At 44.9% G+C, this 24,672-nt stretch carries 23 protein-coding genes; 1 reads left to right on the plus strand and 22 read right to left on the minus strand.

Translation table 11 applies throughout. The annotated features are described in order from the left end of the window. Position 1 precedes the first annotated feature (1 nt). The 3 genes from AABA11_RS09370 to ppiC form a co-directional block, all read right to left on the minus strand. Complete coding sequence (locus AABA11_RS09370; RefSeq protein ID WP_265728011.1) at positions 2-613, minus strand: helix-turn-helix domain-containing protein; 612 nt, start codon at positions 611-613, stop codon at positions 2-4. 69 nt (positions 614-682) lie between these two features. Next, entirely contained in the window at positions 683-1,114 is a 432-nt protein-coding gene (locus tag AABA11_RS09375; RefSeq protein WP_338267280.1) for a protein tyrosine phosphatase family protein, read from the minus strand. A 13-nt stretch (positions 1,115-1,127) separates the two neighbouring features. Next, the gene (ppiC, locus tag AABA11_RS09380) at positions 1,128-1,406 is read right to left on the minus strand and encodes a peptidylprolyl isomerase PpiC (protein ID WP_265728009.1); all 279 of its coding nucleotides are present in this window, start codon (positions 1,404-1,406) and stop codon (positions 1,128-1,130) included. A gap of 141 nt (positions 1,407-1,547) precedes the next feature. Here ppiC and AABA11_RS09385 point away from each other — a divergent pair, with 141 nt between their 5' ends. Next, entirely contained in the window at positions 1,548-2,345 is a 798-nt protein-coding gene (locus AABA11_RS09385) for a response regulator transcription factor (protein ID WP_338267284.1), read from the plus strand. Positions 2,346-2,395: 50 nt separating this feature from the next. Here the strand turns inward: AABA11_RS09385 and mutT are convergent, their stop codons facing one another. From mutT to mraZ, 19 genes are all read right to left on the minus strand, one after another. Next, on the minus strand, positions 2,396-2,785 hold the full coding sequence (mutT, locus tag AABA11_RS09390) for an 8-oxo-dGTP diphosphatase MutT (protein ID WP_338267286.1): 390 nt from the start codon (positions 2,783-2,785) through the stop codon (positions 2,396-2,398). Continuing rightward, positions 2,785-4,005 carry a bifunctional glutamate N-acetyltransferase/amino-acid acetyltransferase ArgJ gene (gene argJ / locus AABA11_RS09395; protein WP_265728006.1) on the minus strand — a complete coding sequence of 407 codons (1,221 nt, stop codon included), beginning with the start codon at positions 4,003-4,005 and terminating at the stop codon, positions 2,785-2,787. Before argJ ends, mutT begins: the two co-directional genes overlap by 1 nt. Before the next feature lie 15 nt (positions 4,006-4,020). Continuing rightward, entirely contained in the window at positions 4,021-6,729 is a 2,709-nt protein-coding gene (gene secA, locus AABA11_RS09400) for a preprotein translocase subunit SecA (protein ID WP_338267287.1), read from the minus strand. A 144-nt stretch (positions 6,730-6,873) separates the two neighbouring features. Then, positions 6,874-7,791, minus strand: a complete 918-nt coding sequence (gene lpxC / locus AABA11_RS09405; protein WP_338267289.1) for a UDP-3-O-acyl-N-acetylglucosamine deacetylase — start codon at positions 7,789-7,791, stop codon at positions 6,874-6,876. Positions 7,792-7,897: 106 nt separating this feature from the next. After that, positions 7,898-9,121, minus strand: a complete 1,224-nt coding sequence (ftsZ, locus tag AABA11_RS09410; protein WP_265728003.1) for a cell division protein FtsZ — start codon at positions 9,119-9,121, stop codon at positions 7,898-7,900. A 39-nt stretch (positions 9,122-9,160) separates the two neighbouring features. Beyond that, complete coding sequence (gene ftsA / locus AABA11_RS09415) at positions 9,161-10,432, minus strand: cell division protein FtsA (RefSeq protein WP_338267292.1); 1,272 nt, start codon at positions 10,430-10,432, stop codon at positions 9,161-9,163. 75 nt (positions 10,433-10,507) lie between these two features. Further along, the gene (locus tag AABA11_RS09420) at positions 10,508-11,188 is read right to left on the minus strand and encodes a cell division protein FtsQ/DivIB (RefSeq protein ID WP_338267294.1); all 681 of its coding nucleotides are present in this window, start codon (positions 11,186-11,188) and stop codon (positions 10,508-10,510) included. Between the two features lie 3 nt (positions 11,189-11,191). After that, positions 11,192-12,145 (minus strand): D-alanine--D-alanine ligase, encoded by a 954-nt coding sequence (locus tag AABA11_RS09425; RefSeq protein WP_265728001.1) that lies wholly within the window; start codon positions 12,143-12,145, stop codon positions 11,192-11,194. Position 12,146: 1 nt separating this feature from the next. Further along, the gene (gene murC, locus AABA11_RS09430; protein ID WP_338267296.1) at positions 12,147-13,568 is read right to left on the minus strand and encodes a UDP-N-acetylmuramate--L-alanine ligase; all 1,422 of its coding nucleotides are present in this window, start codon (positions 13,566-13,568) and stop codon (positions 12,147-12,149) included. Continuing rightward, a complete protein-coding gene (murG, locus tag AABA11_RS09435; protein WP_338267299.1) occupies positions 13,565-14,638 on the minus strand; it encodes an undecaprenyldiphospho-muramoylpentapeptide beta-N-acetylglucosaminyltransferase in 1,074 nt (357 codons plus the stop codon). Before murG ends, murC begins: the two co-directional genes overlap by 4 nt. Next, a complete protein-coding gene (ftsW, locus tag AABA11_RS09440) occupies positions 14,635-15,828 on the minus strand; it encodes a putative lipid II flippase FtsW (RefSeq protein ID WP_338267301.1) in 1,194 nt (397 codons plus the stop codon). Before ftsW ends, murG begins: the two co-directional genes overlap by 4 nt. After that, entirely contained in the window at positions 15,825-17,174 is a 1,350-nt protein-coding gene (gene murD, locus AABA11_RS09445; RefSeq protein WP_338267304.1) for a UDP-N-acetylmuramoyl-L-alanine--D-glutamate ligase, read from the minus strand. The genes ftsW and murD overlap by 4 nt, the downstream gene beginning before the upstream one ends. Positions 17,175-17,183: 9 nt before the next feature. After that, positions 17,184-18,266 (minus strand): phospho-N-acetylmuramoyl-pentapeptide-transferase, encoded by a 1,083-nt coding sequence (gene mraY, locus AABA11_RS09450; RefSeq protein WP_338267305.1) that lies wholly within the window; start codon positions 18,264-18,266, stop codon positions 17,184-17,186. A gap of 14 nt (positions 18,267-18,280) precedes the next feature. Then, the gene (locus AABA11_RS09455; protein WP_338267307.1) at positions 18,281-19,627 is read right to left on the minus strand and encodes a UDP-N-acetylmuramoyl-tripeptide--D-alanyl-D-alanine ligase; all 1,347 of its coding nucleotides are present in this window, start codon (positions 19,625-19,627) and stop codon (positions 18,281-18,283) included. After that, entirely contained in the window at positions 19,617-21,083 is a 1,467-nt protein-coding gene (locus AABA11_RS09460) for a UDP-N-acetylmuramoyl-L-alanyl-D-glutamate--2,6-diaminopimelate ligase (protein WP_338267309.1), read from the minus strand. Before AABA11_RS09460 ends, AABA11_RS09455 begins: the two co-directional genes overlap by 11 nt. Next, on the minus strand, positions 21,084-22,847 hold the full coding sequence (locus AABA11_RS09465; protein WP_338267311.1) for a peptidoglycan D,D-transpeptidase FtsI family protein: 1,764 nt from the start codon (positions 22,845-22,847) through the stop codon (positions 21,084-21,086). After that, positions 22,844-23,122 carry a cell division protein FtsL gene (gene ftsL / locus AABA11_RS09470; RefSeq protein WP_265728216.1) on the minus strand — a complete coding sequence of 93 codons (279 nt, stop codon included), beginning with the start codon at positions 23,120-23,122 and terminating at the stop codon, positions 22,844-22,846. The genes AABA11_RS09465 and ftsL overlap by 4 nt, the downstream gene beginning before the upstream one ends. Then, positions 23,115-24,053, minus strand: a complete 939-nt coding sequence (gene rsmH, locus AABA11_RS09475; protein ID WP_338267314.1) for a 16S rRNA (cytosine(1402)-N(4))-methyltransferase RsmH — start codon at positions 24,051-24,053, stop codon at positions 23,115-23,117. Before rsmH ends, ftsL begins: the two co-directional genes overlap by 8 nt. Continuing rightward, on the minus strand, positions 24,050-24,505 hold the full coding sequence (gene mraZ, locus AABA11_RS09480; protein WP_265728233.1) for a division/cell wall cluster transcriptional repressor MraZ: 456 nt from the start codon (positions 24,503-24,505) through the stop codon (positions 24,050-24,052). Before mraZ ends, rsmH begins: the two co-directional genes overlap by 4 nt. Positions 24,506-24,672 lie beyond the last annotated feature (167 nt).

Here is a 24,672-nt window from a genome sequence, read left to right on the forward strand (position 1 = left end):
ATTAACGAGCAACAACCCAGAGTATCTCTGCATCCTTAACTGACAACGAAACCACCGCATGCCCCATAGACGCATCATAATACACACTGTCACCCTCTTTTAACTCAATAGGTTCATAGAGCTCAGAGAAAAACGTAATTTTTCCCTGCAGCACAAGCAAAAACTCTTCACCGTCATGCCGAACCCATTCCTTAAACTCCCCAAACGACCTAGCTCTGACTGTCGTTTTAAATGGAACCATTTTCTTACGACTAATCGAGTAGTTCAACAGCTCATGCTCATAAGTCGCAGTTGGGTGTGGCTCACCCCGCCCCTTACGCGTAACGTCCCTGCGCCCAGCAATAGAGTGCTCACTTGCCTCAACAAACAGTTGAGGCAAGTCCATTTCTAAGCCATTAATCAGCTTTTGAACAATAGTAAAACTGGGGGAAACCTGGTCATTTTCAATTTTGGACAATGTCGAACGAGCAATTCCCGTTCTCTTTCCCACTTCCTCTAATGTCCAGCCCCTTGCTAGGCGAATCTCTTTTACACGCTTTCCCAATTCTAAAGGCTCAACAAATCGATCCGGATCTGAAGCGGTAGCTGTTTCTAGTGACGGACGACTAACCATAATTTACCAATACTGCCTATTTAAAACACTCAAGAGCTTACACGCTCCAGACCTATCAAAGAATAAACGCTATTTAGCCTTCAACAAAGGCGCCATCGCTGACGAGCAACGTGACAGATCAAAGCCTTTAGACGACACATAGGAAGTTAATGACTCGACCTCTTTACCTTGGCTGTTTTCAAGCAACACCCATAGCACCGAAGAGCGAGTTCCTGTGCGACAAAACGCCAAGGTTTTCTTATCACCATTAAGCGCTTTCTCTTGCAAATCAACCTCAACCTGAGACAACGAAGGAAGCGCTATTGGATTACTTATATACTCCAAGCCGAGCGCTTCAGCCACGACACGCAAACTCTCTCCGCTCGGCTGACCATCCGACTCCGCATCAGGACGATTATTAATAACCCTCTCAAACCCCATTGCTTTGAGCTCACTCAGGTCGTCAGCAACTATCTGAGGTGCGACAAAATACAACGCATCCAGTTGAATTGGACTCTCCATTTACACACCCCCTTTACGAACGATACAAGACTTTAATCAGGTGGAAACCAAACTGTGTTTTGACTGGCCCCTGAATTTTGTACAAAGGGCCACTAAATACCGCCTTATCAAAAGCGGGCACCATATCACCCTTACGAAACTCACCAAGATCACCGCCCTTCTTGCCAGATGGACAAGTAGAATACTGCTTAGCGAGCTTATGAAAATCGGCACCTGCATCCAATTTGGACTTTAACGATTCCGCCTCGGCTTTTGTTTTCACCAAAATATGACATGCGCTTGCCGTAGACATTACAACTCCTACCTTTCAAATAGACTAGATAAAACATGGTAACCTATTTAGTATAATCATATTAACTACTAAGCAACCATAAACCTTAAAATAGTCTGAGCAAAAGCAGTATTAACACCAACAAATAGGCGACCTTACAACATGAGTACTTACGCAGCGATAAATGACCTATCTTTCCTCCTAGTAGAACCGTCAGACATGCAAAGGAAAATAATCACCAAGGCGCTAGAAGATGCTGGTATTCGACAGATTGAATACGCAAACACAATCCAAGAAACTTTAGATTCATTAAGCCGCTTCCCTCCAGATCTCATTATCTCTTCCATGTATTTGCCTGATGGAACCGCAAACGACCTGATCGACAAAATCAGATCCAATGAAGACACCGAAAACCAGTGCTTCATGTTGATTTCAAGCGAGCGAAATCGCGAACATTTAGAACACCTCAGACAATCTGGCGTACTCGCGATTCTTCCAAAACCGTTCAACCAAAAAGACCTAAAAAGAGCCATTCACGCCACACTAGATTTAATTGTCGAAGAAGAAATCGATCTAGAGTTATTCGACCCAAAAACACTCAGAGTACTGGTGACAGACGATAGTCGCATGGCAAGAAAGCATGTCAGCAAGACCCTCAACACAATGGGGATTGAAGACATACAATTTGCGGAAAATGGCAAAGAAGCGATTTCGCTTCTCAATCAAATGGAATTCGACCTCATTGTGACCGACTACAATATGCCCGAAATGGATGGAAAAGAATTAACCGAAGCCGTCAGGCTCGATCCCGCAATAGCTCACATCCCTATTCTCATGGTCAGCTCAAATTCAGAAGACAGCCAACTTGCGAACATTGCACAAGAAGGCGTAGATGCCATTTGCGGGAAGCCCTTTGAACCAAGTGTCGTTAGAAAACTATTGGCCAAAATTTTAAACTAAGCGCAAAAAAAGAGCTTCAACTTGAAGCTCTTTTTTTTGAAAGGAAAACCTTATTTGGAAGAGGAAACTAATTCGTTCACAATTTGCAAGTTTGCATCAGGAAACTGATATTTCAATAAATCAGAAATCGCAACCCAGCGAACTTCTTGCCCCTCTTTACCCATTGGCTCACCATCAAACTCTGTTACTTTATAAAAACAGAGCTCAACTTTATTATCACCGTAATCATGAGAGATAACCTTAAAAAACGAGCAAGCCTTAACCAAAATACCACACTCTTCTTCAAGCTCTCTCACCAAAGCGGCTTCCGCAGATTCCGAGGGCTCACATTTACCGCCAGGAAACTCCCACATTCCACCTTGATGTTGACCTGCCTTCCTAAGCGCTAAAAAAACAAAGTCATTACGTAAAACAATACCTACCGCAACCTTTACTAACATTAGGTGCGATACTCAGCATTTATTGTCACGTACTCATGAGAGAAATCTGTTGTCCAAACCGTGTCAGACTCAGCCCCCATACCTAAATCCAATACAATATGAATTTCAGCAGGCGCCATTGCCTTCTTGCCATGCTCTTCAAGATAATCCGGCGAGCGGCCACCGTCACGAGCCACTTCAAAACCATTAATATGGAGTTGAACGCGGTCCACATCTAAACCCTGAACACCAGCACGACCAACAACAGCCAAAATTCGCCCCCAGTTCGGATCAGAAGCAAAAAGAGCCGTTTTGACCAATGGAGAATGCGCAATCTCAAAGGCTACTTTTGTTGCATCAGACTCAATCGCAGCACCAACGACTTCCACAGTAACAAATTTAGTTGCGCCTTCACCATCACGAACAATCGCGTGAGCCAACTCTTGCATCACTTCTGTAAAAGCAGTAATAAAAGCTTGAGCGAGCGGCTCATCAATCGAGGTAACTTGCTCGTTACCCGCCATGCCTGTTGCCACCGCGACACAAGAATCATTTGTTGAAGTGTCACTATCAACCGTTATGCGATTAAAGCTTTTATTGACAACGTCTTTTAGTATCGACTGAAGAACATCGACGTTCATTGCAATATCACTGCAAACATAACCCAGCATAGTCGCCATATTAGGGCGAATCATGCCTGCACCTTTAGAGATACCAGCAACAGTATAGGTTCGACCTTCAAAATCAAACGTTCTGACAGAACCTTTCGGTAAAGTATCCGTTGTCATAATACCAACACCGGCCGCATGCCAATTATTCGCAGATAGATTAGCAAGCGCCGCCGGTATGGCCGCTACTATTTTGGATACCGGCAAAGGCTCACCGATGACACCAGTAGAAAAAGGTAAAACGGACTCAACAGGGACACCAACACTGTCAGCAAGGGCTTCACATGTTTTAAGGGCTGTCTCTAAACCTGACTTCCCAGTACCAGCATTGGCATTACCCGTATTAATGAGCAGATAGCGACTACCAGCCAAACCTAAGTGCTTTTGACAAATACGCACAGGCGCAGCGCAAAAGGCATTCTGAGTAAACACACCAGCAACCGAAGCACCTTCACACAACTCGAAAATAACAACGTCTTTCTTGTTAGGTCTTTTAATACCAGCTTCCGCAACACCAATACGAACCCCTTTTATTTCAGGGATAATTGGAAAATCATGCAACCCTACAGCCATTTAAATTATCTCCACTTAAATCAGACTACCGTGACACTGCTTATATTTTTTACCAGATCCGCATGGGCAAGGCTCATTCCTGCCTACTTTGGGGTATTCTTGGACACTATCAGACGCCGCATCCCCATCATCAGCTAATGAATTAGCGGAATCATGAATCATGTTTACCGTGGTTTTTTCTTCCTGCTTTCGGCGTGCTTCTTCAATCTTTTCAGCTTCTTCGGCAGACTGAACTTTCACACGAGTAATAATTTGAATAACTTCAAATTTAATTTGCTCTAACAAACCTTGAAACAATTCAAACGACTCGCGCTTATATTCCTGTTTTGGGTTCTTTTGAGCATAACCACGCAAGTGAATACCCTGTCTTAGCATGTCCATCGTCTGAAGATGCTCTTTCCAAAGAGTATCTAGAACCTGAAGAAGAACTTGCTTTTCAAACGCTCTGAACGACTGCTCACCCGCAACCTCTTCTTTTGCCTTATAATCACTCACAAAGGCATCCAAGATTTTTTGGCGCAAAGGCTCTTCGTAAAGCTTCTTATCTTCTTCAACCCATTTTGAGACAGGAAGATCTAAGCCAAACTCATGACGCGCTTTTTCTTCAAGACCCTCAAGATCCCACATATCAAATATACTTTGCGGTGGAATAAACTCATCAATCAGTCCAGTGACAACCTCTTCTCGCATAGCAGAAATCGCTTCAGAAAGGTCTTCCGACACCATCATATCGAAGCGCTGACGATAAATTACCTGACGTTGATCGTTCGCAACATCATCGTATTCAAGTAACTGTTTACGAATATCGAAGTTGCGCCCTTCCACTTTTCGCTGGGCTTTTTCAATCGCGTTTGACACCATCTTATGCTCAATGGCTTCACCTTTTTCCATTCCAAGCGCGAGCATCATTTTTTTGATGCGATCAGACATAAAGATGCGCATCAAGTTATCTTCAAGAGATAAGTAAAAACGCGAAGAACCCACATCACCTTGACGACCTGCACGACCGCGCAACTGGTTATCAATTCGACGAGATTCATGACGCTCTGTACCGATAATATGCAAACCGCCGGCCGCCAATACTGACTCGTTACGAGACTTCCAGTCAGCCGTTAATGCATCAATGCTTTCTTGGCTAGCAGATTCACCAAGTTGCGCAATTTCAACTTGTAAATTACCACCTAGAACAATATCGGTACCGCGACCAGCCATATTGGTCGCGATAGTAACAGCACCAGGACGGCCAGCATCCGCAACGATTTCAGCTTCACGCTCATGCTGCTTAGCATTCAACACATTATGTTTTACATTCTTTTTAAGAAGGTAATTTGATAGGAGCTCGGAATATTCAATCGATGCCGTACCCACCAACACAGGACGACCTTGCTTGACGATATCTTCAATATCCAAAACAATGGCTTCAAATTTGTCTTCGGTAGACATATAAATCAAGTCATTGAAGTCTTTACGCTGAACTTGACGGTTTGTAGGGATTACAATAACGGATAAGCCGTAAATCTGCTGAAATTCAAACGCTTCAGTATCCGCCGTACCAGTCATACCAGACAGCTTGTCATACAAACGGAAGTAGTTCTGGAATGTCGTTGACGCCAAAGTTTGACTTTCCGCCTGAATGGTTACCCCTTCCTTCGCCTCTACAGCCTGATGAATACCTTCAGACCAACGGCGACCCGCCATCGTTCGACCAGTGTGCTCGTCAACGATAACAATTTGATCACCTTGAATAACGTAATCAACGTTCTTTTTGAATATAACATGTGCCTTCATGCAAGCATGGACGTGATGCAATAGCGACAAATTGCCAGCAGCATATAAACTTTCGCCCTCGCCTAACAACCCTTGCTCCACAAGCCACTCTTCTACAAAAGAGTGACCCGCTTCTGTTAGCTCAATGCTGCGCTGAGATTCGTCATAAACGTAATGACCTGTCTGCTCATCACCTTCTTCTGTCTCGTCTTGCTTAACCAGCAAAGGCGCTAATTTATTAATCTTACGGTATTGCTCAGAACTGTCTTCAACAGCGCCAGAAATAATAAGAGGAGTTCTCGCCTCATCGATTAAAATCGAGTCGACTTCATCCACCACAGAAAAGTTTAAATCTCTTTGCACACGATCTTCTAAACGAAAAACCATGTTGTCGCGAAGGTAATCAAAACCAAACTCATTATTTGTACCGTAGGTGATATCGCATAAATACGCCGCTTTCTTATCTTCACGGTCCTGACCAGAGAAAACGATACCAACACTCATGTCCAAGAATTCATACAACGGACGCATCCAATTCGCATCACGCTTTGCCAAATAATCATTTACTGTGACTACATGAACACCTTTAGAGGACAACGCATTCAAATACACGGCCAACGTTGCCACAAGTGTTTTACCTTCACCTGTGCGCATTTCCGCGATTCTGCCTTCGTTTAGCACCATGCCACCAATGAGCTGCACATCAAAATGACGCATTCCCATCACACGACGACTGCCCTCTCGAACAACCGCAAACGCCTCTGGCAGCATAGAATCGAGAGACTCTCCCGCATTAAAACGCTCGCGAAACTCACCCGTTTTCGCGGATAGCTCATCATCAGAAAGCTTGCTAAAAGATTCTTCGATTTGATTGATTTGCGAAACAATTTTTTTGTATCGTTTTACTTCTCGGTCATTCTTTGTGCCGACAATTTTTTTAATTACAGTTCCTAACATCTTGAACTCAACGTAGCCAATTAGTAATGAAGACAGTCTATCACGGTAATGTGTGACAAAACATGAAATATCAAGCCCCTAGAAACAAAAAAACCAGACATAAAGTCTGGTTTTTTGAATTGCGATCAAGAATTAATCACTTAATTATGCACCAACAAAAGCTGGCTCAACATAAGATATCGGGTTAGTTTGAGCTTCATCCTCAAAAACCACATATTCCCAAGCATCCTGATGCTCAAGTAGCGCCAATAACAATTTGTTATTCAAAGCATGACCTGACTTGTAAGCTTTATACTCACCAATCAAGCTATGCCCAAGAAGATACAAATCACCAATGGCATCAAGCACTTTATGGCGAACAAGCTCATCACGGTAGCGCAACCCTTCGTCGTTTAAAACGCGATAATCATCAAGAACGATTGCGTTCTCCATATTCGCGCCACGAGCAAGGTTGTTATTCTTGAAGTACTCAAGATCTTTCATGAAACCAAAGGTTCTCGCTCGACTAATTTCTTTTACGAAAGTAGTCGTTGAAAAGTCAAACGATGTACTCTGAACATCCTCGCCAATTGCAGGGTGCTGAAAGTCAATCGTGAAAGACAAACGAAAACCAGAATGAGGCTCAAGAGAAGCGAACTTATCACCTTCATCAACTCTGATCGGTTTCTTGACTCGTATAAATTTCTTCGGTGCATTTTGAGCTTCCAATCCAGCAGATTGAAGAAGAAACACAAAAGGACTAGCACTTCCATCCATTAAAGGAATTTCGCTAGCACTTACTTCTACGTAAGCATTATCAACACCCAAACCAGCCATTGCAGATAACAAATGTTCTACAGTACTAACCTTCACATCACCCTGACATAAAGCCGTAGCAAAATTTGTTGAACCGACCGCTTTCGCATCACCATGAATCTCTACAACTGGATCCAAGTCAGTGCGAACAAATACGATACCCGTATTTACAGGAGCAGGCTTTAGTGTCAAATACACCTTCTCGCCGGAGTGTAAACCCACCCCAGTTGCTCGAATAATGTTCTTTAGTGTGTGTTGGCGTACCATTTGATTCCTACATTTTTATGACTGGATACTATTCTTTACAAAATAATATCAATAACACATTTTTTATACAATCCAACATTTTAACATTGCATCGTTTTTGCTAAAACTAATCAGCTTGTCGACGCAAAAAAGCCGGAATGTCCAGATACGATAATTTATCGCCACTCGAAATAGAGGAGGAATCAACCGATTCACTCTTTTCATCCAAGTTTTTCTCTACCACTTCCACCTTTGGATTTGACAAAGGCTTCGACACTGGTTGAGGCGCTGCTACTTCATTTTTTTCAGCAGCTTGCTCCACCTTTGCCATCACTGGTTGAGAGACAACAGACTCACCAACAGCAGACTTCAACTCCACTGCAGAACGACCCTCTAAACCAGTTGCAACTACCGTAACTCGCATCTCATCCCCTACACTAGGGTCAATTGCACAACCAATTACGACAGTAGCATCTTCCGATGCATATTCTTCAATAATGCCACCAACCTCAGTAAACTCAGACAAACCCACTTCTTCGTTTGCCGTGATATTTACCAGTACGCCTCGCGCACCCCTCAGGTTAATGTCTTCAAGTAAAGGATTATGAATGGCCGCCTCAGCAGCCACTCTCGCCCTATCCTCGCCAGATGCAGAACCCGTACCCATCATCGCCATACCCATTTCGGACATAACGGTTCGCACGTCAGCAAAATCGACGTTGATTAGACCAGGACGCATAATCAAATCGGTAATACCTTGAACAGCATTAAATAAGACATTATTTGCCTCCCCAAATGCTTTCAATAAGGAGATATTCTTCCCTAATACAGGCAACAATCGTTCGTTCGGCACGGTAATCAATGAATCGACATTCTCACGCAATTCTTTAACGCCATCTTCAGCCACTCTCGCTCGACGACGACCTTCAAACGGAAAAGGTTTTGTAACAACCGCCACCGTTAAAATACCCAGCTCACGAGCCACTTTCGCAATCACTGGAGCCGCCCCCGTACCCGTACCACCCCCCATTCCTGCTGTGATGAAGACCATGTCCGCACCCGTTAGCAATTGAGTGATTTTTTCTTGATCTTCCAATGCCGAGTCGCGCCCAACCTCTGGATTCGCACCCGCACCTAGACCTTTTGTAATCGTTGAACCAAGCTGCAAAGAGACGCCTGTTTCAAAGCCAATCAGCGCTTTAGAATCCGTATTGGCACATATAAATTCAACACCTTCCAATCGATTCTCTAGCATGTGGCGAACAGCATTACCGCCACCGCCACCGACGCCTATTACTTTAATAACAGCATTATCTGATAAATTATCTTCGGCTAAATCAAAGACATTCATGGGCTTATCGCTCCTCAATAAATTCATAATCAATTCTGACTAAATATAACTTTGAAACCAGTGTTTTAATTTCTGCCACACCTTCGTTGCACTGAAGGATGGCCCGATTTCATTAGGAGCCAGAACTGACGTTTCTCGTTTAGTTTGCGCCTTAGACATCATCCGCTTCGAGATTTCGGTTACTTCCGCCTCTTTACTACCATAAGCCAATAATCCAACACTCGTTGAATATATAGGGTTATCGACAATGTCTGACATTCCTTTAATACAATCTGGCAAAGATAACCTAACGGGCATTTGAAAAACCTTTTCAGCCAGCTCAGCCGCCCCTTCCATTAATGACGTACCACCAGTAATTACAATACCTGCAGGGATTCGCTCTGCGTATCCACTACGCCTTAACTCATCCAAAACTAAATTGTAAATTTCTTCATAACGAGCCTCAACCACTTCAGTCAACGCATGACGAGTTATTGATCTCGGCTGACGATCACCAACACTGGGAACCTGCAACACTTGGTCTGCAGACGCCATGGATGACATCGCACATGCATATTTCACTTTAATATCTTCAGCGTGCTGAGTAGGAGTACGCAAAGCCATCGAAATATCATTAGTAACCTGATCACCTGCGACAGGCACAACCGCCGTATGATGCAAAGCACCATCAAGCCAAACCGCAATATCCGAAGTACCAGCACCGATATCAATCAAACAAACACCCAAGTCTTTCTCATCTTCACTTAATGAAGACTCGCTTGATGCAAGCTGAGACAAAATAACGCCATCCACACCCAAACCACAGCGTTTAATGCATTTTTCGACATTCATGACGGCATTCACTGCGCCAGAAATAAGGTGTACATTTGCTTCCAAGCGCACGCCAGACATTCCTAGAGGATCTTTAATCCCCTCCTGAGAATCAATATGGTACTCCTGAGGAAGAATGTGTATGACTCGCTGATCTGATGAAATAGGTACTGCTTGTGCTGCATCAATTACGCGATCAATATCTTCTTTCTGCACTTCACCATTTTTCACAGCAACAATACCGTGAGAATTCAGGCTTCTAATATGACTTCCCGCCACACTCACATAAACAGAGTGTATGTTGCAGCCCGCCATTAACTCAGCCTCTTCAACGGCACGCTGAATGGATTGAACGGTTGACTCGATGTTGATAACAACACCACGCTTCATACCCTTTGAACTATGAGAGCCAATACCGACAATTTCTAAACTACCATCAGCCAGAACTTCGCCAACCAAACAGATAACTTTCGATGTGCCTACATCCAAACCGACTATCATTTTACCTTCCCGGCATTACGTTTTGTTATGATTAGACCTTCACTTCTGTATAAAAAAGCAACAAACAGGCCAATATCATTTATTTTTTTTCCAACCCACAGCCACCCCATGGGGATAGCGAGCATCGACTGACGTTATCTGATCTATTCTACCCGATAAATCACTTTTATACACCGCTATAAAACGCTGTAATCTCTCTAAAATCTCATCTCGACCAAGCTTCACAACAACCCCATTCGTGAACCGAATACTCCACGCCCCTCTCGGCTCCAAGGTCAATGAAAAGACCCGTAAAGAAGAGGAGGCAAGCACCTGGCTTATTAACCCGAACTGCTCAAGCACAATATCGCTTGAGTCTTCCGGACCATACAGTCTAGTAAGCGGCAAATCCGGTACAGTCTTCGGCGTAATAACCACCGCAGAAGTGGAAATAATCTGCCCATCCCCCCAGTATGCTAGAGGCGTATGTTCATGAACAAGCACCTGCAATGTATTTGGCCAAACTTTACGAATCTCTGCATTTTCGACCCACTCAGAGGCCAAAGCAACAGACAGTGCATCGGACAAAGAAACACTTAACAAACTGCGCCCCAGCAAAGCGGAGTAGTCTGATTGCAGCTCATCAACTGTTGCGTTTTTTAAATCACCTTTTATCTCGATTTTCTGAATAGCAAACCAAGTATCGGGGGAATCATTCCCTTGAAAGATGGCAACTACGATCAACAACACAGCCCCAATGAATGCCGCTATCCTCATAAATCAGTCACACTCAGCCTTAGTCCACGCATTCTGAGCAATTTTTTCCACTAATGAAGCGTAGTCGATACCTACATATTTGGCCGCCATCGGCACCAAACTGTGAGACGTCATACCAGGCGCCGTATTCACCTCTAACACCCAGAACACACCATTGTGGTCACGCATAATATCCACACGCCCCCAACCAGAACATCCAAGAGAACGATACGCATCGAGCGCCAACATTTGCAGCTCATTCTCATCGTCTTCACTTAAGCCACAAGGCAGCAGATATTCAGTATCATCCGCTATATATTTTGCCTCATAGTCATAGAGCTTGTGGTCTGGAGCAGGTTTTAAACCTATCGCCGGATACGCTACATCATCAATGATCGTAATAGTAAACTCGGGGCCATCGACAAATTCTTCAACCAAAATATCAGAATCATACTCAAGCGCCTTCAGAAGAGCATCATCAAGCTCAGCCCTATTCATCGCCTTATTAATACCAATAGTAGAACCCTCTCTAGAAGGTTTAACTATCACTGGATAAGACATCTGCTCCTCGATTACATCCGCATTCGCATGATCGACAAAAGACAAATAAGCAGGAGTTGGAATCCCAATGCCATTCCAGAAACGTTTAGTTAAGACTTTATCCATAGCCAGACCGCATGCCAAAGGTGAACTACCTGTATACGGCTTACCCAACATCTCAAGTAACGCCTGAACGCGCCCATCCTCCCCTTCACCGCCATGCAGAGCAATAAAAGCAAAATCAAAATCAATGGATTGCAATTGAACCACAGGATCAAATGCCGCATCAGGACCATAAAGATCCAACTCAGTCACCTGATACCCTTTTGAACGAAGACCTTCAGCAACCAGCGGCCCACTTTGCATGGAAACGTCACGCTCAGCCGATCGACCACCATAAATGACGGCAATAACAGAGTCTTTTAGAGTTTTAGACATTTTAAATCCCGCTCACAGATAAATTTTTGGACACCATGCCAATGTCGCCAGCCCCTTGCGTGATCAACAAATCCCCCTCACGCAACACATTACTCAAAATGGAACGCAAATCCGACTCACTGCCTACGTGTATTGGATCAACATTACCTCGTTGACGAATACTGCCACATAAAGAACGACTGTCTGCGCCATTTATCGCCGACTCACCAGCGGAGTAAACATCCAGCAAAAGCAACACATCAACCTGCGACAAAACACGAACAAAATCTTCATAAAGATCACGCGTCCTAGTGTAACGATGCGGCTGATACACCATGACCAAGCGTTTTTCAGGCCAACCAGCACGAATGGCTTTGATCGTTGCCAATACTTCGCTGGGATGATGCCCATAATCATCCACAAACATGACATTCGATCCATTAGGAAGCGATAACGGTTTTTGCTCCTGAAAACGGCGCCCAACACCTTCAAAGCCCATCAAACCTGCCTGAATGGCTGTGGGCTCAACGCCAAGGTCAGTTGCCACAGCAATCGTCGACAAAGCATTTAATACGTTATGGCGCCCTGGCATGGGCAATCGAATTTTCAGCGGCTCACCCTCTGGTCGATGCGCCAGAAATTCACAGAAACGCCCTGTTTGAACAATATCAGTAGCATAAAAATCCGCCACTTGATCAATACCGTAAGTAAGCACTGGACGGCTTAAGGACGGGAGAATTTCACGCACATTTTCATCATCAATACACAACACAGCCAAACCATAAAACGGTAAATTATGCACAAACTCAATGAACGTGTGTTTCACCTTTTCGAAATCACCGTCATAGGTGTCCATATGATCGGCATCGATATTAGTAATGATCACTGTCTGTGGCTGCAAATGCAGAAAAGACGCATCACTTTCATCCGCCTCTGCAACAAGGTACGAACTGCTTCCCAATTGCGCATTGGCGCCTGCACTGGTCAATCGACCACCAATAACAAACGTTGGTGCCTCACCCGTTGCCGCCAACACAGACGCCATCAGACTCGTCGTCGTTGTCTTGCCATGCGTTCCAGCGACCGCAATACCATGACGATAGCGCATCAATTCAGCCAACATTTCGGCACGTCGAACGATAGGGATTCGGTGCTCTTTCCCCCAAATAATCTCGGGATTTTGTTCATTAATGGCTGTTGACACCACAATAACATGCGCGTCGTACACGTTTGCTTCCAAATGCCCTAGGTAAATTTTTATACCCAACTCTTCAAGACGCTCTGTGGTTGACGATGCTTTAAGGTCAGACCCTGACACCTGATACCCTTGATTATGCAATACCTCGGCAATGCCACACATTCCAACACCACCAATCCCAATAAAGTGGATATTTTGAATACGACGCATCGTTGGGATATCGTACTGAGCTTTATTATCAATCATGATTTAATTAACCTTAAACAATGTGCAACAACGTCTTGTGTCGCGTTTGGGTGAGCGACCAACTTAGCTTGCTCTCCCATTTTTAATAATGCGTCTTCCCTTTCCACAAATTCAGAAAGCAAAGAAATAATTTTTTCGCCATTCAATTGTGACTGAGGCAGCAAATACGCGGCTCCTACTTTTTCTAAGGAACGCGCATTGGCCGTTTGATGGTCATCAATCGCATGGGGGTAAGGCACTAAAATAGAAGGCAACCCTGCAATTGCCAATTCACTCACGGTCATAGCACCAGCTCGGCACAGAACCACATCCGCCCAATAATACGCTTTATCCATACTATCCAAATAGGCATCCACCCGAGCCTCAACGTTGGCCTCACGGTAAAGTGATACCACCGATTCATAATTGCGCACGCCAGTTTGATGCCAAACATCCAATCGCTGAGCAAAAGGCCACGCGGCTAAAACTTGGGGCAGTACATCATTAATCGCCTTAGCCCCTAAACTTCCGCCAACCACCAACAATCGCAATGGTCTTGCACTGTCTTTTCTCGAATCCCTGACAGTCTGTTTCAAAATATCACGTCGAACAGGATTCCCTACACTGACAGCATTTGGCAAGGCCCCATCAAACGCCTGAAGCTTTGCGCTGGCAACCTTCGCAAGTAACCTGTTAGTGGTTCCCGCAACTGCGTTTTGCTCATGAATAACTAGAGGAATACCCAAAAGGCGAGCTGCCACACCACCAGGACCGGCAACAAAGCCGCCCATCCCCAAAACAACATCAGGCTTAATTTTTTGCAACACCGCGACCGCTTGGCCAATTGCGTGCAATATTCTAAACGGTGCCGCCAAAAGTCCAGTCAACCCTTTCCCTCTGACGCCTTTGATAGACAACGAATGCAAGACAATATTGTGCTTTGCCACTAGCGACTCTTCCATTCCCCCTTTGGAGCCGAGCCACTGAACATCTAACCCCTTATCTTTAAAGCTCTGTGCACAAGCCAATGCCGGATAGATGTGACCGCCGGTTCCGCCAGCCATAATAATGACTTTTTTTATACTACTCATGCCGTACTCTCTTTCGCAGCAACGCCTTTCTCTGTTCTTTGGGATTGTTCAATTCGTCTGTTCTCAATATCCACTCGGGCAACCACAAACAAACTTCCCAATGTAATAATCAAGCTACTTCCACCATAACTAATTAATGGTAACGTTAACCCTTTAGTCGGCAAGAAGCCGGTATTTACGCCAATATTAATAATAACTTGAGCCAAAATCAGAATAGAAAAGCCAAAGCACATATAGGCGGCAAAAGGTCTGGACAGCGCCATGGCTTTATGACCAATTTTGAACGCACGACTTACCATCAGAGCGAACAGAAAAATCAAAAGAACGCCACCCACCATACCTGTTTCTTCCACCCAGATGGAAAAAACAAAATCCGTGTGCGCCTCAGGAAGATAAGAAAGCTTCTGTACACTATTGCCTAACCCCAGCCCAAACCATTCCCCTCTACCATATGCAATCAAGGCCTGACTCAGCTGATACCCTTCATTAAAAGGATCAGCCCAAGGATCAATAAAGTTCATCAAACGCTTCATCCGATAACTTTCAGAAACCGCTACACCCGCCAAGACAAGTACCGCCATCCCCATAAGAGCAAGAAACTGATAAAGCGGCGCACCACCTAAAAAAAGCAGCGCCATTACTGTACCAAGCAGCACAACAGACGCCCCGAAATCAGGCTCCAAGAGTAGAAAAAGTAGAAACACACCACATAAACAAAGCGGCAACATAAACCCAATCCAGCCTTGACGAAGGCGATCAGCACGGCGAACTAAATAGCCAGAGATATAAACCACCATACAGACTTTAGCCACTTCGGATGCTTGAAGGTTAAACACCACCAAATTAATCCAACGTCGACTACCATTCACACTCTTACCGATACCCGGTAGCAATACAAATATCAGCAACATAAGAGACAACCCCATCATCAGGATGCCCCATTTTTGCAACTGCTGGGTTGGTAATGACAGCAACACCCAACCAAACACCAAACCTAAAACAAGATAAAGTGCCTGACGCCCCATAAAGAAATAAGGGTGGCCATGAATTGTCTCGGAAATGGAAATTGAAGCACTTGAAACCATCACCATCCCAAGCGCTAGAATCGACACAACTGAAGCAACAAAAATAGCGTCTACTTGAGCAAACTCTTTTAAAGAAACTCGATCAAACAGCGACAGCCATGTCATAAAGCAGAAACCAAATCAGCAAAGTGCTGACCTCGCACCTCATAATTTTTATACATATCTAAGCTTGCGCAGGCAGGAGAAAACAACACAATGTCACCATCTCTAGCGTCTTCAGCAACACTTGCCACGATCTGATCAAGCGTATCAAAACGCCTAACTTCCGTATCCGAGGTTAATACGTCCGCAATACGATCCGCGTCCTTACCAAAGAGATAGACAATACGCACCAAATCACTCACAGGCTTGGTAAGAGCACTGAAATCCGCGCCTTTTCCTTCTCCACCAGCAATAAGCACAATGTTCTTCGCCGAAGCCGACCCCAACCCCTGAAGCGCCGCCAGCGTTGCGCCAACATTGGTTCCTTTGGAATCGTTAATGTAAGTCACACCATTTAGCGTTTGTACTGTTTCGCAGCGATGAGGCAAACCGCCAAATTCCAGCAACACTTTTTCCACGCCAGCCGATTTCACATCCATGCCCAGCAACTCAATCATGGCCAAAGCCGCCAAGACATTCGCGTGATTATGAGAACCTTTCAAAGCAATTTGAGACGTGTGATACAGTCTTTCAACACCACGACACAACCAAGCACCATCACTGTCCTTGAGCATGCCATACTCCTTCAGATCTGGACTCTTCGTAGTGAAGGCACGAACTGGCACACCTTCCGCTAACAAAGGTGCTGTCAAAATATCCTGTTTGTTGCAGACGGCCGCCTTACAGCCTCGATAGACTTTTTGTTTGGCTCGTTGATATTCATAAAGATCTTTGTAACGATCCATATGATCTTCAGAAACATTAAGAAGACAGGCAAGGTCAGCCTGTAGGGCATGAGTTGTCTCAAGCTGAAAGCTCGACAACTCAAGCACATAAAAATCAGTATTAGGAGAAAGCAAATCCAACGCTGGCAGCCCTAAATTGCCACCCGCTTTGGCATCTTTACCGCATGCTTGAAGCAACATCGCCACCAACGTCGTCACGGTACTTTTGGCATTCGAACCAGTAATAGCCACGAACGGAGCATCTACGTAGTCACAAAACAAATCAATGTCACCACGCATAGTAACGCCACGCGCAGCCAAACGCTCTAACACAGGCGTTCGAAGGGCAATACCTGGGCTAACAAACAGCTCCGTCACGCCCAGTGTTTCCAGCACCGCTAGGTCGCCAGTAAAAATCCGATCCTCCGAGCAAAACCCTTTGGCTTGCTCCAATCCCGGAGGATTCTCACGAGAATCAACCACATAAAACTCGATCCCTTTGCTTGCCAAAAAGCGTACGCAAGACAAGCCTGTCGCCCCCAAGCCGACAACGGCTCTAACCCGATCTGACCCGATCAACGACATTTAACACTCCTAACGTACTTTTAACGTAGCAAAACCAACAAGAACAAGACAAACGGTAATGATCCAAAACCGCACAATAACTTTTGGCTCAGCCCACCCCTTTAATTCGAAATGATGGTGAATCGGAGCCATCCTAAATATCCTGCGCTTCGTCAACTTATAAGACGCGACTTGCAAAATAACGGAAACGGTTTCCATTACAAAAACACCGCCCATAATAAACAACACCAATTCCTGACGAACGATAACAGCAATCGTACCTAAGGCAGCACCTAATGCCAAAGAGCCCACATCCCCCATAAATATTTGGGCTGGGTACGTGTTAAACCACAAGAACCCCAAACCGGCGCCAGCCAATGCGGCACAAAACACCAACAACTCACCAGAACCATGCACATACGGAATCAACAGATAATCTGCAAAACGAACATTACCGGTCAAATAGGCAAAAACGCCCAATGCACCACCCACCAACACAGTCGGTAGAATTGCCAATCCATCCAAACCATCCGTCAAATTAACCGCATTACTGGTTCCAACGATAACAAAATAGGTAAGCACAATAAAAAATGCCCCCAAAGGAATGGCCACATCTTTAAACAAAGGAACAATTAGCGCGGTTTCAGCTGGCGTACTGGCGGTGTAATACAAATACACAGCTGCCGCCAAGCCAAATATACTCTGCCAGAAATATTTCCAACGACCAGGAAGGCCACGTGGATTTTTTTCAACTACTTTTCGGTAGTCATCAACCCAGCCGACCACACCAAATGCCAACATCACCAAAAGCACAACCCAAACATACTGATTGCGCAAATCCCCCCAAAGAAGCGTACTGACTGAAATGGAAAAGATAATCAGCGCACCACCCATGGTTGGCGTTCCCGCTTTTGATAAATGCGACTGAGGGCCATCATTTCGAACAGCTTGGCCAATTTGCAAACGCTGCAATAACAAAATCACCTTATTGCCAATCAGTAAAGAAATAGCCAACGCAGTAAGAACACCCAAGATGGCACGTAGAGACAAGTAATTAAATACTGAGAAAAAAGTATGGTACTTACTTAAATAAGCCGTTAGCAGAAGTAACATTGTTAAGGATTATCCTAATTAATTAATGCTTCAATGACGTTTTCCATTTTAGCGGAGCGGGAGCCTTTCACTAAAATGGCGTGTTTTTTATCAAGAGGACGAACCACCGTTGCCGCCTCCTCATGGGTATTACAAAAAATAGCGTTACCACCCAACTCTTTAAACGCTTCACCCGCAATACCCGCTATAGGACCGACACAAATCAAATGCGAAACCCCCTTGTTTTTTGCATACACACCTAATCCATGATGTATCGCATCTCGTTGAGAGCCAAGTTCGCCCAGCGCACCCAAAACCAACCAGGTTTCATTAGCAGATTGCATAGACAGAACATCAATAGCGGCTTCAACCGATTTTGGGCTAGCATTGTAACAATCATTAATTAGCAGAGCGCCATTTTTTGATGTTAATCGCTCCAATCTACCTGACACCAAGACGGGCGCGGCTAATTTATCAGTCGCTCGTTTAAAATCAATCCCCATTAGCAACATAGCCAATACAACCGCCATGCCATTGGCAATTTGATGCTTCCCGGCACCAGCAATTACGACTGGCAATGAATGCCCGCCATAATGAAACACCGCTTCACTGAATTCGGCATCCAATTCAACCTCAGACGCGTAAAGATCAGCCGCACTCGAAAAGCCAAAAGAATACACTTTGCGACCAGAAGCCAAGCCGCACCAATATGAAAAATATTGATCATCCGCATTCAACACAATACTGGCGTTGGGAGCCGATCCTGAAATCAACCCACCTTTTTCTTGCGCAATGGCCTCAAGCCCACCAAGCCCTTCAAAGTGACTACCGCTTGCGTTGGTCAATATCACAATATCCGGAAATGCCACGTTGGCAAGCAAAGGTATTTCGCCAGTAAAACTGGTTCCAGCCTCGATTACTGCCACATCATAAACACTCTCTAATTCAAGAAGCGTTTGCGGCACACCCACTTGATTGTTCAAATTGGCGCGTGTTTTTAACACATTTCTGTCATCAAGTGATTGAGCCAGCCAATCTTTTACGGTTGTTTTACCATTACTGCCGGTAATACATACAACAGGCCCTTTAAATGCCTCTCTTACTAAGCGAGCAATCGCACCATAAGCCAAAACGGTGTCGGCAACCTTGATGTAATTTGACGAATCAACATCGCGGCTCACTACCGCAGCAACAGCACCATTTTGCATCGCTTGAGAGACATAATCATGACCATCGAAGCGATCGCCTTTTATAGCAACAAAGAGCGCCCCGGCAACTACTTTTCTAGTATCAGTCACCACAGACTCTAATACACGATCAGGCCCAAACAACTCACCGCCACAGGCTTTTGCAACATCCGATAACGTCAGCTTAATCAACATACGCTTCCACCGCTTTCAACGCCTCTTCTTTGTCATCAAAATGATGCTTCACGCCCTGAATATCCTGATAAGATTCATGCCCTTTTCCAGCAATTAGAATCACATCATTAACACTTGCAGATGCAACAGCATGGCGAATAGCCTTTCGACGATCTGGCTCAAAACTGTATGAGTCGCCAGATTTTGTCTCAGACAAAACGTCCGAAAATATTTGATCGATCGACTCAGTTCGCGGATTATCAGACGTCAGCCAAACATAATCGGCATATTGCATGGCCGCTTCCATCATCAATGGCCGCTTACCTCGATCCCTATCACCACCACAGCCAAATACACAAATAAGTCGGCCTTGGGAATGCTCCTTTAGCGCCTGCAGTGCGACTTTTAAAGCATCTGGAGTATGGGCATAATCCACCACCACCAGTGGTGCCCCTGACAACTGTACCTTGTCCATTCTTCCTGGCGCCCCACACAACATAGACAAGCCGGCAATCAACGTATCTTTATCGGTTACGTCATACCAAAGACTCGCCAATGCCGCCAACGCATTTTGCACGTTGAAGCGCCCTAGCAAAGGTAAAAAAACATCGCTCTCACCATCTGGGTGACATAAAGTAAAACGACAACCCGATGGCTCAAATGTCAGCCCTTTCACATAAAAATCAGCCTGGCTGTTTTGCTCGCTATAATAATGACACTCTGAACCAACAGCCGCTTCAGCCATAAAGCCAGCATATTCATCATCAAGGCAAAAAACAGAATGAGATAAACTGTCAAACGCAAACAATCGCTGTTTTGCTGCAGCATAAGACGCCATGTCTCCATGATAATCTAGATGGTCACGAGAAAGATTCGAGAATACCGCCGTTTGAAATGGCACACCGACAATTCGCCCCTGATCCAGCGCATGAGATGACACCTCAAAAGCCACAAAATTCACACCCGACTCAGCAAGAGACATTAACGTATTGTGCATTGACAACAGATCCGGTGTGGTTTGTTTCGCTTCCGACAACGCCCCCAGCGAACCAACGCCAAACGTACCCACTAAGCCACTATTAAAACCAACATATTTGGCTAATTGAGCAATATAAAAACAAATAGAAGACTTACCATTGGTACCTGTCACCGCCACCATTTTCTGAGGCATTGCACCAAAATATTGATGCAGGCAATCCACCAACAGCATTGCTGGATCAGCCACTGCCACAAGATCAATGTCCTGACGCGTCAAGTTTAATTCAGCAGGAACGACCGCAATCTTACAGCCAAGCGCCACCACCGCGTCCAAATAGTCCCAACCATTTGAAGAAACGCCAGGCAAAGCAAAAAAAACACTGCTAGCATCAACCTTTCGGCTGTCGGTTTCGAGTCGGCTATATAAAGCAGAATGCGGATTACCCTGTGAAGGATAACCCGCCAAATTAAGCAATTGCGTATGTGTTAATTGCCCCATCTAACCACCTTGTACAACTTGGTAAGGAACTTTCTTAGGTTCTAAGCGAACTTCTCGCAGACCTTCCGGTAGATCGGGATATATATTCAAGGTAGTCAATGCACCCTCCATCACGCGAGAAAATACCGGAGCCGCCACTTCGCCACCATAATATTCTCTCCCTTTAGGGTCATTAATCATCACCACCATAGCCAATCTTGGGTTTGATGCAGGCGCAACCCCAGCAAAAAGAGCGATATATTGATCATATTCATACCCTTTGGTGCCCACTTTATGCACAGTACCTGTCTTTCCAGCAACCCGATAACCTGGAATTTTCGCCGCTTTACCAGAACCTTTCTGCACAACAGATTCCATCATTTTCACAACATCTTGAGCAATTTTATGAGGTATCACTTGCTTTCCATCCGCCGGAACGTCCTGCTTAAAGATGGTAACAGGTACTCGGTAGCCTCCATTTGCCAATGTCATGTAAGCTTGAGCCAACTGCAACGTCGACACAGACAACCCATAGCCATACGACAAGGTCGCAATTTCTGATGGGTGCCATTTAGGATGAGAAGGAAGAACGCCAGATGCTTCGCCGGGAAAACCAATACCGACGGGTGAACCAATACCCAGTTCGTAGTCCATATTCCAGACCGCATCTTGGGGCAGGGACAGGGCAACTTTAGAAGCGCCCACGTTACTTGACTTAATCAGCAATTTTTCAAAATCAATGACGCCGTAATTAGCCGCATCACGAATGGTAAAACGACCAAATCGCAAATACCCCGGCGACGTATCGATTGTCGTTTCAGTACTGTACTGACCTGACATTAAAGCCGCTGATATAGTGAAAGGCTTCATGGTAGAACCAGGTTCAAATAAATCGATGACAGCACGATTTCGCAATTCTTCATATTCCAGTTTTGAACGATCATTTGGGTTGTAGGATGGCTGGTTCACCATCGCTAAAATCTCACCTGTTTTCACATCCAATATAACCGCAGAAGCCGAGGTAGCACGATGCTCTGTTACTGCAGCCTTTAACTCTCGATAAGCCAAATATTGCAACCTAAGATCAATACTCAACTCAATGTTTTCACCAGGATGCTCAGCCTCTTCGACCCCCACACCACGAATAATATTACCGGACAGGTCTTTCACATAGCTTCGACGGCCAGGTTGACCTTCTAGTGCTTGGTCATAGGCAAGCTCTATTCCCTCTTGACCTTTATCATCAATATTTGTAAACCCAACCACATGAGAAGCCACCTCTCCTGCTGGGTAAAAGCGCTTATACTCTTTCGTTTTACTGACGCCCACCACATCCGCCGCCATGATAGCATCCGCTTCATGAGGTGAGATTTGACGTCTTAGATACATGAAGGAACGCGTTTTATTGGCCTCAAACTTCTCTTGCAACCAAGCTCGACCCACCCCCATCACTTCCGCTAAGCGTTTGATCTCTTGCTCAGGCCCCATATTTGATGAAGGATCAACCGGCATTTTCCACAACGCTTTGGGGTTCGCAATAATCGTCCAGGTTGGCGTGCTAACAGCAAGAGGCTCACCCCGACGATCCAAAATCATCCCTCTTGTCGCGGGAATGGACTCCGTTCGCACAGCACGAATTTCACCTTGATTTTGCAAAAAAGCCTTGTCAACGACCGTCAAATAAAACAGACGACCACCTGCAACAAGAAACAGCAACAAAGCAATGCCATATACAAACCTAAAGCGCCATTTTCCTGGGGTGTGAACACTATTTTCAATATTCATGGCTTCACTATTATCAATTCATCCTGAGAGGGTGCATGCATGTTTAAATCTTTAATAGCCGCTTGCTCTAAACGACTAGGCTGGGTCAGCGCACTTTGTTCTAAAAGCAACTGCCCCCATTTCACTTCGTAATCCACTTCATCTTGTTTCAATGTCTGCAGATAGGAAAAATCTTTCCTAAAATCATACACTTGAATAACCACGCCGACAGACACCATCGACAAAAGCAAAACGCCGATAGCAAACAGCAACGGCGAAAAGCGAAACTTAATCACTCACTCGCTCCAAAACGCGCAATACAGCACTACGAGAGCGAACGTTCTCACTGACTTCCGATTTTGATGGCTTGATGGCCTTACCTACCGTTTTGAACTTGATATCCAAATGCGCGTTCTGAATGGGCAAATGTCTTGGCAACTCAGGCCCCTTCGATTTCAACTTCATAAAGCGTTTAACAATACGATCTTCAAGGGAATGGAAGCTAATAACCGCCAAACGACCACCCACTTTTAACGCTTCTGCCGCGGCATCAAGGCCAACTTCCAAATCACCCAATTCATTATTAATATGAATTCGAATACCCTGAAATGCGCGTGTTGCTGGGTTCTTGCCTTTCTCCCAAGCGGGATTTGCCTCTGCGACAATTTTAGACAGCTGGAGAGTGGTAAGGATGGGGGTATGAGCTCGATATTCGCAGATAGCTTTTGCAATACGACGAGAAAACCGTTCTTCTCCGTATTGGTACATCACATCCGCCATGTCTTTTTCACTTACGGTCGCAATCCACTGTGCTGCACTTAGCCCTTGATCTGGGTTCATCCGCATATCGAGGGGGCCGTCATTCATAAAACTAAAGCCGCGTTCCGCATCATCAATTTGGGGGGATGAAACACCCAAATCCATCATCACACCGTCCACTTTATCTACACCAAAGACGGCAGATATGTGTTCAGACATATTCGCAAAGCTGTCTTGCACAATAGAAAAACGACTGTCTTCTTGTTCTAACGCTCGACCATGACCAATAGCGACTGGGTCTTTATCAAAACCAAGCAACCGCCCTTGATCAAGTCGATCCAAAACCAAACGAGTATGCCCTCCTCGACCAAACGTCCCATCAACATAAAGGCCGTTGGTATCAGTAACCAGCATATCGACGGACTCATTAAGCATGACGCTAATGTGTTCTGCCATCGTCTTTGTCATAAAGAAATATCCATCATGGTTTCAGTTTGTAAGTCCTCAAGAGCATCTTGAGACAAGTAATCTTCACGCTGTGCTTCCCACTCTTCTTGGCTCCAAATCTCTAACTTTTTACCTTGGCCAAGGATCGTTATTTTTTTGTCTAATCGAGCAAATTCACGCAGAGGAGCAGGCAGTAAAATCCGTCCCGCTTTATCCACTTCTAAATCCGTTGCATGTCCCACCAAAAGACGCTGAAGACGGCGTGCTTGAGGCTGGAAAGTAGGCAACTTATCCAATTTCTGTTGAATCAACTCCCATTCAGACAAGGGATACAGCAACAAACATCGAGAAACAGGATCAATGGTCACAACAACGCCATCGTCATCATATTGGGCAAGATCATCGCGTAAGCGTGCAGGGAGCGACATTCGCCCCTTCACATCGACACTTACCTGATGAATCCCACGAAACATTTCCATATCCCACTTATCGACACTTTATCCCACAATTTAACACTATTTATGAAAAAGAGTAAAAAAAATCCAACCAAATAGGCAAAAATAGATGCAATGATTTTGTAAAGGAGATAAAAACCAGAAAAAGAGAGAAGCAAAACAACGAAAAAGCAGCCAAACATCCC

Origin of the sequence: Marinomonas pontica, assembly GCF_036322735.1 — a bacterium.
Classification (GTDB): Bacteria; Pseudomonadota; Gammaproteobacteria; order Pseudomonadales; family Marinomonadaceae; genus Marinomonas; species Marinomonas pontica.

Excerpts from the sequence above, each read along its gene's own strand:
- rsmH (WP_338267314.1), bottom strand. The coding sequence starts at position 24,053 with ATGACAAAGACGATGGCAGAACACATTAGCGTCATGCTTAATGAGTCC.
- AABA11_RS09465 (WP_338267311.1), bottom strand. The coding sequence starts at position 22,847 with ATGAATATTGAAAATAGTGTTCACACCCCAGGAAAATGGCGCTTTAGG.
- mraZ (WP_265728233.1), bottom strand. The coding sequence starts at position 24,505 with ATGTTTCGTGGGATTCATCAGGTAAGTGTCGATGTGAAGGGGCGAATG.
- AABA11_RS09385 (WP_338267284.1), top strand. The coding sequence starts at position 1,548 with ATGAGTACTTACGCAGCGATAAATGACCTATCTTTCCTCCTAGTAGAA.
- lpxC (WP_338267289.1), bottom strand. The coding sequence starts at position 7,791 with ATGGTACGCCAACACACACTAAAGAACATTATTCGAGCAACTGGGGTG.
- AABA11_RS09455 (WP_338267307.1), bottom strand. The coding sequence starts at position 19,627 with ATGTTGATTAAGCTGACGTTATCGGATGTTGCAAAAGCCTGTGGCGGT.
- murD (WP_338267304.1), bottom strand. The coding sequence starts at position 17,174 with ATGTCGTTGATCGGGTCAGATCGGGTTAGAGCCGTTGTCGGCTTGGGG.
- murC (WP_338267296.1), bottom strand. The coding sequence starts at position 13,568 with ATGATTGATAATAAAGCTCAGTACGATATCCCAACGATGCGTCGTATT.
- AABA11_RS09375 (WP_338267280.1), bottom strand. The coding sequence starts at position 1,114 with ATGGAGAGTCCAATTCAACTGGATGCGTTGTATTTTGTCGCACCTCAG.
- secA (WP_338267287.1), bottom strand. The coding sequence starts at position 6,729 with ATGTTAGGAACTGTAATTAAAAAAATTGTCGGCACAAAGAATGACCGA.
- mutT (WP_338267286.1), bottom strand. The coding sequence starts at position 2,785 with ATGTTAGTAAAGGTTGCGGTAGGTATTGTTTTACGTAATGACTTTGTT.
- ftsA (WP_338267292.1), bottom strand. The coding sequence starts at position 10,432 with ATGATAGTCGGTTTGGATGTAGGCACATCGAAAGTTATCTGTTTGGTT.
- ftsZ (WP_265728003.1), bottom strand. The coding sequence starts at position 9,121 with ATGAATGTCTTTGATTTAGCCGAAGATAATTTATCAGATAATGCTGTT.
- AABA11_RS09420 (WP_338267294.1), bottom strand. The coding sequence starts at position 11,188 with ATGAGGATAGCGGCATTCATTGGGGCTGTGTTGTTGATCGTAGTTGCC.
- ppiC (WP_265728009.1), bottom strand. The coding sequence starts at position 1,406 with ATGTCTACGGCAAGCGCATGTCATATTTTGGTGAAAACAAAAGCCGAG.
- AABA11_RS09460 (WP_338267309.1), bottom strand. The coding sequence starts at position 21,083 with ATGGGGCAATTAACACATACGCAATTGCTTAATTTGGCGGGTTATCCT.
- AABA11_RS09370 (WP_265728011.1), bottom strand. The coding sequence starts at position 613 with ATGGTTAGTCGTCCGTCACTAGAAACAGCTACCGCTTCAGATCCGGAT.
- murG (WP_338267299.1), bottom strand. The coding sequence starts at position 14,638 with ATGAGTAGTATAAAAAAAGTCATTATTATGGCTGGCGGAACCGGCGGT.
- AABA11_RS09425 (WP_265728001.1), bottom strand. The coding sequence starts at position 12,145 with ATGTCTAAAACTCTAAAAGACTCTGTTATTGCCGTCATTTATGGTGGT.
- mraY (WP_338267305.1), bottom strand. The coding sequence starts at position 18,266 with ATGTTACTTCTGCTAACGGCTTATTTAAGTAAGTACCATACTTTTTTC.
- ftsW (WP_338267301.1), bottom strand. The coding sequence starts at position 15,828 with ATGACATGGCTGTCGCTGTTTGATCGAGTTTCTTTAAAAGAGTTTGCT.
- argJ (WP_265728006.1), bottom strand. The coding sequence starts at position 4,005 with ATGGCTGTAGGGTTGCATGATTTTCCAATTATCCCTGAAATAAAAGGG.